The organism is Mesorhizobium sp. WSM3864, from assembly GCF_002294955.1.
Classification (GTDB): Bacteria; Pseudomonadota; Alphaproteobacteria; order Rhizobiales; family Rhizobiaceae; genus Mesorhizobium.
This window is the reverse complement of the sequence record NZ_NSGD01000002.1, coordinates 682999-698566: the sequence shown is the minus strand read 5'-3', so window position 1 is coordinate 698566 and position 15568 is coordinate 682999. Positions and strand designations below refer to the sequence as shown.

General features: G+C 64.4%; 9 protein-coding genes. 1 reads left to right on the top strand and 8 read right to left on the bottom strand.

What is annotated here, in order from left to right; all coding sequences use genetic code 11:
• Nucleotides 1–3 precede the first annotated feature (3 nt).
• The 8 genes from CK215_RS07530 to tagH all read right to left on the bottom strand — a co-directional run bounded on the left by CK215_RS07530 (nucleotide 4) and on the right by tagH (nucleotide 12930).
• Entirely contained in the window at nucleotides 4–2427 is a 2424-nt protein-coding gene (locus CK215_RS07530; protein ID WP_095830532.1) for a M23 family metallopeptidase, read from the bottom strand.
• Nucleotides 2424–2834, bottom strand: coding sequence for a DUF1036 domain-containing protein (locus CK215_RS07525; protein WP_066989410.1), 411 nt, complete (start codon nucleotides 2832–2834; stop codon nucleotides 2424–2426). Before CK215_RS07525 ends, CK215_RS07530 begins: the two co-directional genes overlap by 4 nt.
• Before the next feature lie 101 nt (nucleotides 2835–2935).
• Complete coding sequence (locus CK215_RS07520; RefSeq protein ID WP_095830531.1) at nucleotides 2936–5569, bottom strand: serine/threonine-protein kinase; 2634 nt, start codon at nucleotides 5567–5569, stop codon at nucleotides 2936–2938.
• 5 nt (nucleotides 5570–5574) lie between these two features.
• Nucleotides 5575–6339 (bottom strand): protein phosphatase 2C domain-containing protein, encoded by a 765-nt coding sequence (locus tag CK215_RS07515; RefSeq protein ID WP_095781841.1) that lies wholly within the window; start codon nucleotides 6337–6339, stop codon nucleotides 5575–5577.
• Between the two features lie 153 nt (nucleotides 6340–6492).
• The gene (gene tssM / locus CK215_RS07510; RefSeq protein ID WP_170950244.1) at nucleotides 6493–10023 is read right to left on the bottom strand and encodes a type VI secretion system membrane subunit TssM; all 3531 of its coding nucleotides are present in this window, start codon (nucleotides 10021–10023) and stop codon (nucleotides 6493–6495) included.
• A gap of 25 nt (nucleotides 10024–10048) precedes the next feature.
• On the bottom strand, nucleotides 10049–11320 hold the full coding sequence (tssL, locus tag CK215_RS07505; RefSeq protein ID WP_245418632.1) for a type VI secretion system protein TssL, long form: 1272 nt from the start codon (nucleotides 11318–11320) through the stop codon (nucleotides 10049–10051).
• Nucleotides 11321–11459: 139 nt separating this feature from the next.
• Nucleotides 11460–11642, bottom strand: coding sequence for a hypothetical protein (locus CK215_RS31740; protein WP_245418631.1), 183 nt, complete (start codon nucleotides 11640–11642; stop codon nucleotides 11460–11462).
• A gap of 205 nt (nucleotides 11643–11847) precedes the next feature.
• On the bottom strand, nucleotides 11848–12930 hold the full coding sequence (gene tagH, locus CK215_RS07500; RefSeq protein ID WP_095830528.1) for a type VI secretion system-associated FHA domain protein TagH: 1083 nt from the start codon (nucleotides 12928–12930) through the stop codon (nucleotides 11848–11850).
• A gap of 308 nt (nucleotides 12931–13238) precedes the next feature.
• On the opposite strand from tagH, the gene tssI reads away from it, so the two are divergent.
• Complete coding sequence (gene tssI / locus CK215_RS07495) at nucleotides 13239–15566, top strand: type VI secretion system tip protein TssI/VgrG (RefSeq protein WP_095830527.1); 2328 nt, start codon at nucleotides 13239–13241, stop codon at nucleotides 15564–15566.
• Nucleotides 15567–15568 lie beyond the last annotated feature (2 nt).

Sequence of the window (15568 nt, the reverse complement as noted above, 5' to 3'; positions counted from 1 at the left end):
GCCTCAAAGGGTCGTCTGGATCGAGCTTATCAGGGCCGTGACGGCCTGCTTGTATTTCTCGAACTCCGGCGATGTCTGTCGGACCTGGGTCGTGGTCGTCTGCTGGTTCTGATCGGACGATGCCAAGCGGGTCACCTTCTGACCCATTTTCCGCTCGGCCCAGTCGACGACGTAGCTGGTGGTCTTGCCGGTAAGGAAAGGGTTGGCCTGGATCACGGAGGAGCCGAGCACTGCGCTCAATTGCGCCGAGCCGGGCGCCGCCAGCACCTGGGCAGCACCCTCCATGCCCAGGAAATGGCAGAGATAGAGCCGCCCGGCGGTGATCTGGTGGCCGCGGGCGCGAAGATAGGCTTCGCCCTCGCGCGCCAGATTACGCACCATCTCGCGCGACAGTGTGGCATCGTAGCGGAGCGCGAGCAGGTCGGCGGTCGACAGCGAGCGGGCGAGATCGGGCCGATAGGTATTCATCATCCGGATCCAGGTCTTGGTGATGAACTGACCGGCACCGGTCGCCGAGGAGAGTGGGTTCTTGGCTCGCGCTTTGCCGCCGCTTTCGACATGGACGATGCGGTCGGTCAGCGTCTCGACGGCAGCATCGCCGTAGCCGCCGCTGGCGCCGCCGGAAGCATAGGTGGCGACCGTGGTGACCGTACCCAGCGGATCAATCGCCTGGCCGCTCTGGTAGAGCTCGAAATGCAGGTGCGGGCCGGTCGAAAGTCCGGTGGTGCCGATATAGCCGATGATGTCGCCGGCCTTCACCTTGGTGCCGACGCCGCTCGCGATGGCGAATTTCTGCATATGCGCGTAGCGCGTCTCGCGCCCGTTGGCATGCGTAATCTTCACCAGATTGCCATAGCTGCCGCCATCGCCCTGGAAGGTGATTTCGCCGTCGAAGGCGGCCATGATCGGCGTGCCGACCGGAGCGGCCCAGTCGACGCCTTTATGAATGCGAACGGTGCCCAGGATCGGGTGTTTGCGCGGGCCGAACGTCGAGGTCATCACCCCGCTCACCGGCGTGACCATGCCGTTGGTGACGTTGAGCGAGCGAACCTCGTCATTGCCCGTCACACACGCATACTGGCCATCGCTCTGCTGGAAGACGAAACAGTCGAGCGTCTTCTCCGTGCCCTGAACGCCGACATAGAGGACTCGTCCGGAGATTTCGCCCTGGCCGCGCGGCGTCTGCGAGTAGATCAGCACCAGCCGCTGGTCCTCGCTGGCGAAGGCGTCGAGATCCTGTCCTCGCGACAGATACATGATGGCCTCTCCGATCACGCTGGTCGGAACCTTGTTGCGCGCGGCCGTCGAATATATCGCATCGAGCAGGCGATATTGGCGCTTGGGCCCGCCTTCGTCGGATGCGCCTGAATAGTTGAAAAGGTCCTCCCGCACCCACGGGTCGACGCCCGACACGAACGCGCCCGCTCCATTGCGCGTCAGCGTGCCGACATAGACATTCCTGGCGTAGATCGAGACCTGCATAAGCGACATGGTGGTGGTCTCGCGGTTCGGCCTGAATCCTCGCATCGCCACGACAAAGCCCGCCCCCAGCCCGTCACGGTTGAACAGCGTCTTCAGCGCTTCGCCCGCCAGCTTCGCGTCGTCGGCGGAGAAATGCGCGTCGGCGACGACGCTGTCCAGGCTGCGGTCGTTGAGGATTTTTACGAATGTGTCCTCGGTCGCCTCGAAGCGCTGGTATTCGCTGCTGACGGTCGCAACGGTCGTGTTGTTCTCGATCTGGGTCTTCTTGAAAGCGGGAAGGGCGGCCTCGCCCTGGTCGACGGTCTCGCCCCAGCCCGCTTCCGGATCATCGGCATCCGCCTTGGGCGCTGAACTGGCAGGAGCTTCGCTCTCGTCGGGGGCGGCCTGAAGGTCGTTCTCAAGATCGCCTTGCTGGTCGTCGGCTGCGCCCGGAGCGAGGGGGGCGGCTTGCCGATCCTGCGGCGCCGTTGCAGGAAATTTCGGCGCGGTCTGCCGCTGCGCCTGGAAGAACGCGAAATCCTCCTGCGTCGAGGGGATCGTCGTCATGAATTTTTCGCTGGCGCTCAACATTACATCGGACAGGATTTCGATCTGCGGCGAGGCGCCGGAACTGTCGAGCTCGGCCGGGCGCGCGACGGTCTTGCCCTTGGCCGTGTCGGCATCGGGCGCGAGCGTGATCCACATCGGATCGCCGGCGAGGTCGATGATGGCCGGCACATAGACCGAAGCGTCGGGCGGCACGTCATCCATCCCCTCGACCGGATGCAGTTCCTCGTCCTCGTCGCCGAAGGACCAGTAATCGCGTGTGAGGTAGAAACCCGTGGCTGTCGAGACGAGGACGAGTGCCGCAACGCCGGAAAGAATCCAGCGCCACAGCTTGCGTCGCCGCTCGGCAAGGCGCGCCTGCTTCTTCAGTTTGAAGCTCGTGTCGATGCTGTGCGTCACGGGCCGTTCCCGCTCAGGAAATAGGTCCAGCGCACCTGCTCCTGCGTGTCGACCTCGACAAAGCGCGCCGCGATATGGCCGCGCTGCCAGCATTCGTCGATGCCGCGGATCGAGAAGCGGCGCCGGTCGATGCACATCTCGATCGATCCGGTGAGGATCGCATGGCCGAAGACGTCCGTGGCGTAGATGTAGATGTAGCGGTTGGTCAGCTCCTCGCGGATGACGTTGACGCACTGGTTGGCGCCGATCGTCCACCAACCGTCGGTCTGGTCGGCATCGTCGACCTTCTGTCCGACGGCGAGGTTGACGACGTCGAGCGTCTGGTTGCAGACGGTGAATTCGGCATGTGCCTTGTTGACGGATAGCACGGAGAGCAACGCCGTGCCGGCAAGCGCAGCAAGCTTCATACGGCCGATGCGATCAGCAACAGGCCGGATCGGTCCGCGCTCCTTGCGTGACTGGGACAGGGTGGAAGAGAACAGGCGGCAGAGAACCATCGGCGTCCGCGCTATCCGCCAAGCCGGAAATACTTGGCGGTGGCCGAAAATCCGGAATCGTCCGCCTGGATCTCCTTAAGGATCCGGGGCAGCACTTCCGAGGCGGGGGTCGGGCCCGCAAACATCGCGGCCTGGACGTCCCGTGGCCCGGTGATCACCAGGATGACCTGAGGCAAAGCCTTGCCGGCCGCCTTGTCGTCAGCGGCGAGATCGATGGCGATCTTGAAGGTCGCCCTGTCCGGCTGCGCGACCATGCGGCTGTCGAGGTTGAAGGCGGTGCCATTGTGGTTGATCAGCAACACGCTGGAGATGAGCCCCCCGCGCGTCACCAGCGTGCCGCTGATCGGTGATCCGTCAGGCACCGATGTCCGGTCGAGCATGAGCTGCGGTCGTTCAGCCTCGCTTCGGTCGAGAAGGTGCAGGAAGGTGGGTACGCCGCATTGTGATGGGGTAATCAGGCGCACGCTGATGTCCGGCTCCACGTTGAACCTGGACTGGAACGCACCAAGCAGTTGCTCGAAAGGCTGCACGGCGGTTCCGAATCCCTCGATGGCCGCGGATGTGCCCGTTGCCGATGTCAGGGTCGCGTAGAAGCAATTGCCGCCGCTGAAGTCGCGCACCCAGGAGGCGCGCTGAGCCAACGCGTCGGTTTTGTTTGCCGGCGGCGGAACCTGGGGCTTTGGCAGATTGATTGCGACGTCGGTATTTTGAGATGGCTTGTTGGCCGGCGGTGGCTGCGGCAGTGGTGCCGGTTGTGTGGTCGAGACTTTCGGCCTTGCCGGCTGAGTAGCCGCTTCGGGCGCTGCCGGCTGGCGCGCAGTCGAAGCCGGCGCCTGATTTTGGTTTTCCGTAACTTGCGGCGCCGGCGTCTTCGACTTCGACAATTTGGACAGAGCGTCGACGAGGTCGGATGCGCTCGGTTTCGTCGCCGGCGGTTTTGCTTCCGGCGCCGCAGCAGCTTCCGCTGTCGGGCTCGACGGCTTTTGGTTTTCCGCTGCTTTCGGCAGGGGTGCCGGCAAGTTCTCGACCGACGGCTGAGCCGGTTCGGCCTCCGCCGGCTGCGAGGCTTTCGCCTGGTTGTTTTTGGCCAGGCTCTCTGAAAGGGCAGGCGGTGTCGGCTCGGATTTCTGTCCGGTCTCTACTTGCGCCTGTTTCTGGGCGGTCTTGTCCTGCGGTTGCGGCGCAGCCGATAGGGCAGGCTGTGTCGGCTTCTGCTCAGTCTCGGCCTGCTTCTGGACGGGTTGTGTCGTGTCTTGCGGTTGCGGCAGAGCCGGAGCGGCAGGCTTTGCCGGCTCAACGGCGGCTGAGCTGTCCGCCTTCGGTGCTTCCGGCTGCGGTTCGGCCGGCGCTTGCGGCCGAGGTTGCGGTGCCTCTGGCTGAGGCGTCGATGCCTCCACTACCGGCTTGGGCGCTTCCGCGACGGGTTTTGCTGCCGGCTTCGGCGTAAGAGGCCCAGGCTTTTCAACGGCAGGCGGAGTGACCAACGCGCCGCTTAAATAGACGCCGGCCGCCGCCAGGACTGCCAGAACCGCGACGCCGCCCGCTATAGCCGGGATCCGCGAGGGCTTTCGCTCCGCAGGTCGGCTTGAGGCACTGGCCGGAGCCGCCGCCGGCGCCGGCCTCGGTTGCGACAGGTGCGCAGGCCGCACATGCGGAACGAAACGCGGTTCGTCGGAGGCAGCAGAAGCCGGGGGACTGGAGTTTGGCAACGCCGTCCAGCCGGCGCGTGGCAAGCCGGATCGTTCGCGCGGAGGAAACGATCCGGGCGGCGGCAAGGTCGCGTCGAGGTCGTCGTCGCGCGTTGCCCTGGCGATCTCGGCCATGCTGGCGGGCCGGCCTTGAGGATCCGGCTGCAACATCGCTTCGATGAGCTCGCGGAAATCGGGATCGATGTCCGACAAGTCCGGCACGGTGCGGCGCTTCTCGATGACCTCATATTGCGAGCCGCTCATGTCGAGCGGCTTCCCGCGCAGCGCGGCGGCCAGCACCAGGCCGAGGCTGTAGATATCGGATTGCTCGCTGACCTCGCCGCCATAGAGGCCGAGCTGTTCGGGAGAGACGTAATTGTATTTGCCGGCGAATTTCCCGCCGATCAGCGTCTCGCCGCCGACATTCGCCGAGCGCGCGATGCCGAAGTCGATGATCTTGGCCCGCTCGACCCGGCCGCCCGGCAGGATGATGTTGTCGGGCGAAAGGTCGCGGTGGACCGCGCCGGCCTGATGGACGGCGCTCAGGCCCGAGGCGAGACGATGGCAAAGCCGACGCACGTCCGGTGGCGCCATCGGGCCGCGCCGCATGACATCGAACAGCGACTGGCCGTCGACGAACTCCATCGCCAGGTAGGGGCGGCCGATGCCCGGATCGATGGTGAAGACGTGGTATCGCACCACCGCGTCATGCGACAAATGGTTGAGGATCGAGGCTTCCTTGCGGAACAGCGACAGGATGGTTTGGTCGCGCGCGAACTCGGGCAGCACGATCTTGATCGCGACATGGTCGCCGGTCTGGATATTGTGGCCGCGATAGACTTCGCCCATGCCGCCGGATGCGATGCGCTCGTCAAGCTCGTAAATGCCGCTGAGCTGCGTGCCGACGCCGGTATTTGCGAGGTTCGGCGAAATCCGCGTCCTGTCGTCGTCGCTCATCTGTCTCAGCCCCTGGACCGATCCGCATCGAGCGGTCCGTTGCGTCCGTCGCCGATCCTGACCAGCACGATGGTGACATTGTCCGTTCCGCCGCGCGCCAGCACCGTCCCCAGCAGCTTCTCGCACGCGGCTTGCGGCGGCGCGGACTTCACCGCCGCTTCGATCTCGGCGTCGCTGACATGCGCGGTGAGCCCGTCGGTGCTCAATACGAAGATATCCCCCGGCATCAGCTCGCCTTGCTGAAAATCGATCTCGAGTTCGTCGCTGACCCCGACGGCGTGGGTGATCACATTGCGGCGCGGCCAGGTGAGCGCTTCCTCCGCGCTGATCATGCCCCGGTCTAGCAGCTCCTGGACTTCGGTATGATCTCTGGAAATCTGCGAGATAGCGCCGCCGCGTACCAGATAGATGCGGCTGTCGCCGGCCCACAGGCCCGCGAACCGCCCCTCCATGGCGAGCAGGGCGGCGAAGGTGGAGCCGATGGTGATGCCGCGCGAACGCGATATGTTGCGGATCTCGGCATTGGCGCGGCTCAGCCGGTCCTCGAAACGGGCGCGAAGGTCCGGCGCCGAGCTCGCAATGCCGATCGTCGCCAGGTGGTCGACGATGCTGGCCGAAGCGACCTCGCCGGCCTCATGGCCGCCCATTCCGTCGGCCACCACCCAAAGGCCGGCTTGTTGCTCGACCAGATAGTTGTCTTCGTTGTGGTCGCGCACACAGCCCTTGTGGCTGACGCCGAAACTCTCAATGGAAAGGGCGACAGTGCTCAATTTGCCACCAAGCGCTTCGCGAGCGTCCTCTGTGACGAACGATGGGCCGCGTGCCCAGGCCAGTTTGCCACAAGCGCATACTTTAGAGTATCAAAATGAAGGCGAGAGACGGTGGTGCTCGGGAACGATCCGATCGACCATGACGGCGCCATCTCAGAATGCCTTCGGACAGCTGAACGCGGACAGCGCCGGGAGCAGGAAGGGATTGGCGCCAGAGCCGCTCTCCATCTTGTAGGCGACATCGCGTCCGCCGATCACGAAGCGCGCCTCGGCGCCGGCGCCGTTGCTGGTGACGCTCGCCTTGTCCAGCAGGCGCTTCAGAGCCCATGGCCCTTCGAATTTGAGGGCGGACTCGCGGCCGGGCATCTCCGGCGTCAGGCTGAGGCTCGCGGATCCGGAAGCGCCGCCGCCCGGCCATGTCACCGTGCTCGGCGCATTGCCGGCCTGCGTGCTTTGCACCGTCTGCCCATCTACGTTGAGCACCGCGCTGTCGACCTCGCTGTTCAGAGAGGAGGGCGTGAAGGTGATCGAGACCGACGGCGCCGAACCGCCGGAGGCGAAGAAGGCGCTGCGGATTTCCGCCGCCGCCTGGAACGCCTTCAAGGTCGATTTGGCGAGGTCGCGGCTGGAGCGGGCCTCCTGCTTCCAGGTCCAGTCCTGGCCTGTCATGTCGATCAGCGGCGTCAGGTTCTGCGCAAAGAACCGGTCCATCAGGCCGCCCGGTGCGAACAGCTTGGCGAAATCGGCAAGAGAGATTTCCTCGCTGCCGTCGCCGGCAAAGGGATAGTGGCCGTTGACGGCTTCCTCGCAGGGGCGCGTGACCGTCTCGTCGAGCATCTGGTTGAGGTTGGCTACCGAAGTCTCGGCGACATTGCCTTCGAACTCGTCCGCCGCCGCGTCGACCATGCGCGCGAGCTGCTTGGGCAGGCGCGACGCATTGGCGCGCATCGTCGAAATCTGCAGCTTCAGGTTCGCGTTGACGCGCTCCGTCTGCGCGGGGACATCCGCTGCCAGCTTCACGCTCTGGTAGATGTCGTGGAAGTTTTGCGTCAGCGCATCGAGCGGGCGGCGACCGCTGGAGCCGCTCACCAGCGCTTGGAACGGCCTGAACTGCGCCTCGACGGTGGCGCCGGCATTCTGCGTGGCGGACGAGCTTGCCCCGGCGCGGCTCTGCGACTTGCCGCCGGCGATCTGCAGACCGATGCGGGCGAGACCCTTGGCCATAACGACCGGGTCCTGCTGCGCCGTTCCGGTGTCGCCTGCGAAGGCGGCGCCGTCTTTTGTCAGGGCGGTTTCACCGGCAATGGCCGTGAACAGCCGGTCCAGCGGCGAGCCCGGCGAGGCGGCGGCCGAGAGCGTGATATATTGCGGCTTGTCCTTCAGCATCGCCTTGAATTTCAATTGGTCGAGCGCGCCGTTCCAGGCGGAGGCGAACTCCTTGCCGTAGCGATCGATGAGTTCGGGGCCGAGCCTGGGCAGGTCCTGATCGATGCCGCCCTGCTCGCCGCCGCCGCCGAGAACCCACTGGTCATCGACCAGCATTTGCGCGATGCGCGAGAGCTGCGGCAGGTAGAAACCGTTGAACCCCGCCTTGGTGTAGAGGCCGGGAACGCCAAGGTCGGCGAGCTCTGCGCCGTCCATGCGTTCGAACAGCAGCTGCGCCTCCGGACCGGCTTTGGCGGCAACGGAAAAATCCTGGAGCCTTGCCGCATAGACCGCCGATCTGATCAGCGCCGACGCGCGGTCGGCAAGGCTCATGCGTCCGAGCGAGCGTTGCGCGGCCTCGACCAGCGGCTGGTTGAGCTCGAACACCGGGTCGTAGGCATCGTCGAGCGCCAGCATGGCGCGCAGATGCTTTTCGAGCTGCGCGCGGCCTTCGCGGTTGTTCTCGCCGGGGTAGCGGTTTTCCTCCCAATCCTGCTTCATCCAGGAGACGATCAACTCGTCGTCGACCTTGGGCGCCTTGCCGCCCAGCATCAGATAGATCTTCAACGGTTCGTAGAGCGCGATCGGGTCGGCCATCTTGGCCTGGATCGTGCGCTCCGCCTGAACCAGCAGACGCGAGCGGAAGCTACGCTCCAGCGCCTGCCGATAGGCGGATTTGGACGCCGACAGAAGCCTCTCCCGCTGGCTGAGCCCGAAACTCTCCTCGATCGGCTTCGTTTGGCCGGCGGTCTCATATCCCGCCGGCAGGTTGCGCAGTTGATCGAGCGGGCCGATGACGTTCTCGAGATCGACATCGGTGACGGTCGTGCTCCTGAGCAGCGAATCCGCGCTGTCGCGATACTGCGCCATCGCCTGTCTCGTGGAGCCGATCAGCGACTTGTTGGCAAAGTAGCTGAGGCCCAGCACGCCGAGCGCTGCAAAAGCTGCCAATGCGATTGCGGCGAGGCTGCCAAACCTGGCGAGCCTGGCGCGCCGCTCCGCTGTCTTGTCGAACGAGACCCAGCCGGCCTCGGGGAAGATCACCTTCGCCAGAAGATCATGCAGGAAAAAGCTCTTGCCGGTACCGGAAAAATGCGCCTGCGAAGCGCTGCCGAAATTGCGGCCGATCGCGCCCAGCACTTGGTCGATCGGTGTTCCTTCCTGCGTGCCCGACGAGAAATAGAGGCCGCGCAGGCTGACATTCACCTGGGCCCGCGAGGCATCGAAAAGGCTGGTGACGAACCGCACGACGCGGGTTCGCAGCGCGGCGAACTGGGCCGGGAAGCCGAAGATCGCGATGCGCGCCACCGGATCGGCCTCGTCCTGCAGGCGGTCGGCGATCTCGTCCGCAAGCTGCCTGGCCAGCGCGTCGAACTCGGCCGAGGTTTCGCTGACCATGTTCCTGTTGCGGTCGGTGGTCTGGAACGTCGCACCCCAGACCTTGCGCCGGCGGACTTCATCGAAATCGCCGAAATAGTCCATGAAGCCGGCAACGAGGTCCGCCTTGGTGAAGAGCAGGTAGACCGGGAACTGGATCTTCAGCGTCTCGTGCAGCTCCCGCAGCCGGCTTCGTATCTCGATGACATGCGCATCGAGCTGCTGGTCGTCGAAGCCGATCAGATCGGCGACGCTGATGGCGAGGATCACGCCGTTGATCGGCTGCCGGGTGCGGTACTTCTTGAGCAGTCCAAGGAAGCCGAGCCAGCTCGCCTTGTCGCGCTCGGCATCCGAATCCTGCATCGTGTAGCGGCCGGCCGTATCGATCAGCACGGCATCGTCGGTGAACCACCAGTCACAGGACCGCGTGCCGCCGACCCCGGCCAGCGGCTGGGCATTGCCGGAGCCGGCAAGCGGAAATTTCAGCCCCGAATTGACCAGCGCCGTCGTTTTGCCGGCGCCCGGCGGGCCGATGATGATGTACCAGGGGATCTCATAGAGGAAGTTGCGCCTGCCGCTCGACTGCTTCAGGGTCGCGATGGCCTCGCTCATACGCGCTTCGAGCACCCCTGAATCGTCGTTGCGGTCGCCGCTGCGAACGATGCCCGTCTCAATCGCCTTCTGCGCCTTGCGCGCTTGCCAGAAGCGGATGCCGTAGAAGATTGCGAGCAGCGCGACGGCCACGCCGATGATCGTTGTCCGGAGCCAGACCGGTCCGAGCGGACGTGTATCGGCATACCGGATCAGCGGCCCGGCATACCAGACCGCAGCCGAGAAGCCGGCAAGCGCGAGCAGGCTGAACAGCCGCAGCACCCAGCGCATCAGTGCCGCTCCCCGCCGCGCGCGCTCACAACGTCTCCTCCTTCGGGATCATCACGTCGACGCGGCGGTTTTTGGCGCGGCCGTCCGCCGTCGCATTGTCGGCGATCGGTTCGTCCTCGCCCTTGCCGTCGACCGCGACCCGCGATGGGTCTTTGAGCTCGTTTGCCACCATTGACTGGACGGCTTTGGCGCGCGCGACGGAAAGATCGAAGTTCGATTTGAACTGGCTCGACTTCTTCGGCTTCACATTGTCGGTGTGGCCGACGATCCATATTGGTCCGGGCTCGGCATTGAGAGCCGTGGCGATGTCCGCGGCGATGGGCTGGAACTCCGGCTTCAGCTCGGCTTGCCCGGGCGTGAACAAGAGCTGGTTGCTGATTTCGACCACGATGAAGTTGCCCTTCGTGCCGACCGTCAGCCCGCCGCCGGCGATTTCGCTGGCGAGCGCGGCGCGTATGCGGTCGATCTGGGTTACGGTGGGAACGGCAGGAGGCGGCGGGGTGGCTTCCGGCGGAGCGGCTACAGCCGGCTCGGCAACCGGAGCGACGCTCGCGCGCTCGATGGTGACCGGCGTCGAGGGATTGAGCGCCAGCAATTCGCCGGCTGTTGCGTCGCCCTCGTCGGTGATCAGGATCCGTAGCCCGAGGAAGGCCGCCGTGACCAGGGTCGCGGCGGCGGCCGCGACCGCCCATAGCGGCAACCGCGCCCGGGGCTTTGACAGCGCCGCCGCCATGCCTTGCCAATGGGGCGAGATGTCGTCCTCGGCGCGCGGTTGAAAATAGCGGATCGTGTCGTAGACGTCGCGCCGGACGCGTTCGAGCGCGTCCCGTTCGCCGACCCTCCCACGATACTGGCCCTCGAACCCGAGCGATAGGCACGCGTGCATCAGTTCGAGCAGGTCGTGATGACCCTCCGGCCGGCCCAGGATCTTGTTCAGCGCCTCGTAGAAACCGGCGCCGGTTGGCTTGGTGTGGAAGAACCGCGCCACCAGGCTGTGCCCGATCCAGCCGTCGTCCTTCGGCCACGGCAGGTTGCCGACCAGATCGTCGGCGGTCTCGCATAGCGCAAATTTAGCAATCCGCGCGTCTTCCTCGGCGATGCCGGCTTTCGTCATCTCCCGCTCGAATGTCTCGATCGCTTCGGTGATGTGCTCCGCCAAAGGGGCCGCCTGCCGCTCGACCGGGATCAGCCGCAGCTGGCCGAACAGCATCAGAAAGGGCGCCGCGGCCGCGAGGATTGGATTTGCCGCGGCGTAATTCACGCCATCCGCGGCACTAAGCAGGATTTCCTGTTGCAACGCGGGCGCCGCCGCTGCAGCGGCAGCCCCGGGAACCGGGTTTTGAACGACCACGGTTCCGGAGGACCAGCCTGTCGGCATCCGCCGGCCGAGGCCGGGGTCGAAAACCGTCGATTCCCTGGCGGGTGGCGCAGCGGGCTCAGCGCCAGCCGAAGAAGAACTCGCGGGAGCCGCGGGCGAGCGTTGTCTTGGCCGTGGCGCTCGGATGACGGTCTTGTCCGCCGGCCGGGAGGGATCGTCCTTCGAACTCATCGGCGATCCACCGTCGCGGCGCGGCGAACATTTCCTTGACGGGAAATGAGGTCGGCTTGCGGCTTTTCAAGCCGAGCTTTGGGGGCGGGCCGGATGGAAAGGCTCATCTCGCCGAAACATGACATTGCTGCACACGCCCCAAGCCACGCCGCTTTGCCCGCCAGGCAAGCTTCCGTACGCTATCCTAACCGTACAGGCAGCTGATTGAAATCGGAAAGCAGGATGCTCGAAGCAGCGCTTTCTTCTGTGAGACCCGTCACATAGCCCGGGTTCACCTACTTCTGCTTGCTGGCCTTGGCATAGGCTTCGCTGAAATAGGCCAGGAAGACGTCGAGCATGCCGTTTTCATGCTTCTCCTCCATCGTCCGCCAGGTGGCGACGAGGGCATCCCACGCCTGGCTCTTCTTGGATGAGAAGGAGGCCGGCGGGAGCTTCCTGGCGATGGCTTCCGGCGACAGGTCGTCGAGCAGCCTGGAAAGCGCTGCCTGCATGGCGGCGTAAGTTGCCAATTCATGCGTCTTGAGGTCCCGGAAGGCGTCCTCGACGCTGTGCGCGGCGTCGAGATAGCCGGTCCGGCGTTTGGCGAACATGATCTCCAGTATGTCGTCGGTGCCGGGAACGAATTTCAGCGGGTTGTTGTTTTCGGCGCTGATCATCGTGCGGTTGGCGCTCTTGGCCAGCACCTTGGCCGCCGCGCGCGCCTTAAGCAGCAGCGACAGTTGCTCGACCGTGGTTCTGAGCACGGTACCGATCTCGGCGGCCACCTCATGCGGATCGCGCGATTGAAGCAGGTCGGGCGAAATGCCGGCCGCCCTCGCGATATCCTGCAGCAGCATATCGGTTCCCGCCGGCTGGCTACCCGGCTTCGCCGGCGCTGGGGGCGGCCGCAGCGCCGAAGATGTCGATGCCGCTCCCGTCCCGGGCCGCTGTTCCGTCCGACTGAAGAAGGGCTCTTTGCCGAGCTCCAGCGGTCTGCCCGTCGATGGCGGCAGTTCGCGTTGCGTCGACGCTGGCCGGGTTCGCGGGTGGCCGGCGGCGGCGCCTTCCTCGTCAATTGATACCGCAACGACATAGCGGCCGATCAGCATCCGATCGCCATGCGCCAGCCGGTGCGGACCGGCCATGCGCTGACTGGAGCCGTTGACGAAAGTGCCGTTGCGCGAGATGTCGTAGAGCCAGAAGCCGCCCGCCTGGAAGCGGACTTCGCAATGCCGGCCCGAGATGATCTTGTCCGGATCGGAAAGCGTCCAGTCGCAATTCTCGCGCCCGATCTCGAAACTGCGGTCGCGGGCGGCGTAGCTCGCGGCGGCGCCGGATGGCAGCCTGTCGACATTGCTGATCTGGAGCGAGATGAACATCCGGAAGCGTCGCCGAACTTGGTCAACAAATGCTTATTCTTCACGCAACTCCGAACGGAAAATCGCTATGCGGTGTTCCGGGAATTGCCCTGGCATTCTAGCAGCTTGCGAGCGCGGCGGGAGAGGAGCGTTTCACACCGGCGCTTGGCGGGTTTAGCCACAGCTGTTGTTTGGCCGCCACCAAACATGTGCTAGGCTGAAAAAGGTCCAGTGCGGTGGGTGCGAAAAGTTCCCGAACGTGATGCGGTTAACATAGCGGGGGCTTCAATCCATCATACTGGCGGCCGCGTCCAGGAGGGGCACGACCCATGCCGAACGAACGCGCCACGGTTGTGCAGACACCCGTCGGCGGCGATGTGCTGACCTTCACCCATCTCGTCGGGCGCGACGAGATCAGCCGTTGTTTCGCCTATACGGTCGGTTTCGTCTCCAAGAGCCAGGACGTCGATCCGCTGAAGATGCTGGGCGGCGTCGTTTCGGTCGAGGGCGAATCCGATCCGAAACGCTGGTTCAGCGGGCTTGTGTCGGAATTCAAGCTCATCCGCATCGAGGACAGGCTCGGCTTTTACGAGGCGATGGTCAGGCCATGGCTCTGGTTCCTCGGCAACACCACCGATTGCCGCATCTTTCAAAATATGACGGCGGTCGAGATCGTCGAGAAAATCTTCTCGAAATACGGCATCGCGAAATTCGAGAAGCGGCTGCAAGGGTCTTATCCGCAGCGCGAATATTGCGTCCAGTATGACGAGAGCGATCTGGATTTCGTGCAGCGGCTGCTTGAGCACGAGGGCATCTTCTATTTCTTCGAGCATGACGAGGGCAAGCATACCCTGGTGCTCTGCGACGCGATGAGCAAGCTGAAGCCGGCACCGGGCTACGAGAAGGTGCTCTACAATTTCGAGGGCCAGGGCTCGCGGCGCGACGTCGAGTACATCACCGAATGGATTCCAGGCAGCGCGGTGCGGCCGGGAGCCTATGCCCACACCGACTTTGATTTCGAGAAGCCCGGCGCGGATTTGATGGCGAAGTCCGCCCAGCCGTTCAGCCACAAGGAGGCCGCGGGCGAGAACTATCGCCAGCCCGGCGCGCATCTCGATGTCGGGCGAGGCGACACGATTGCGGGAATTCGCCGCGAGGAGCTTCAGGCCGTGCACCAGCGCAGCACGGCGGTGGGCACCGTGCGCGGCCTCTTCTCTGGCTGCAAGTTCAAGCTGGAAAGCTTTCCGCGCGACGACCAGAACCAGGACTATCTGGTGATCAGCGCCGAGTACCGGCTGTTCGATCCGGGCTACCGGACCCAGAACGAGGCCCATAGCGAGAATTTCAAGGTGGTGCTCGGCGTTGCGCCCACCAAGTTGCCCTACCGGCCGCCGCGCATCACCCCGCGGCCGATCATGCGCGGCCCACAGACAGCGACGGTGGTGGGCCCCTCGGGCGAGGAAATCTTCACCGACAAATATGCGCGCGTGAAGGTGCAGTTCCACTGGGACCGCCTGGGCAAGAAGGACCAGAACTCTTCCTGCTTCGTGCGGGTGTCGCAAACCTGGGCCGGCAGCGGCTGGGGTTTTATTCAGATCCCGCGCATCGGCCAGGAGGTGATCGTCGACTTCATCGAAGGCGACCCGGACCTGCCGATCATCACCGGCCGGGTCTACAACGCGTCGCAGATGCCGCCCTACGGGCTGCCGGGCAATGCGACGCAATCGGGCTGGAAGTCCAATTCCTCAAAGGGCGGCGGCGGTTACAACGAGCTGATGTTCGAGGACAAGGCGGGCTCCGAACTGGTCAATTTCCAGGCGCAGAAAGACCACCACCTGCTGATCAAGCACGACCGCAACAAGCTGGTGCAGCACGACCAGTCCGACCGCATCGACCACGACGCCAAGCACTCCGTCGGCCACAACCTCGACGAGGACGTCGGCAACAACAAGACGGTCAAGATCGGCGTCGACCAGACCACCAACATCGGCAGCAACGACACCGAAACGGTGGGGGCGAACCGTTCGCTGACGGTCCACGCGAACGAGACCATCCACATTGTTGCGAACTCGACGGAGAATATCGACGCGAACCACTCGCAGACGGTTGGCCTAGTGCAGACGGTGACGGTGGGTGCGGCGCGCGTCGATACCGTGGGAGCGGCTGAGGCGCGAACCGTCGGCGCCGCGCAGACGAACACGATCGGCGCGACACGCTCGGTGACGGTGGGCATCAGTCAAAGCCATTCCATTGGCGCCGGTGATTCCTGGGACATTGGTGCGGGGCAAGATATCAATATCGGTGCCGGACAGACTGTTGCGATCGGCGCATCACAAGCGACAAGTGTAGGCGCCTCGCGCAGTGCCAACATCGCCTCCAACGATGCCACCGACATCGGTGGCGGTCATATGCTTAAGATCGCCAAGGGCAGCAAGATCGATGTCGGCGAGAGCGGCGTTATCGACGTCGGCAAGAATTTTACGCTCGATGCCAAGGAGAGCATCACCCTGAAAACGGGAAGCGCGCAAATCGTGATGAAGAAGGATGGGACGATCATCATCGAGGGCAAGGATATTACCGTCAAGGGCTCCGGTAAAATCAACATCAAGGCCTCGAGCGACGTGATCATCAAAGGCTCGAAGATCAACGAGAACTGAGG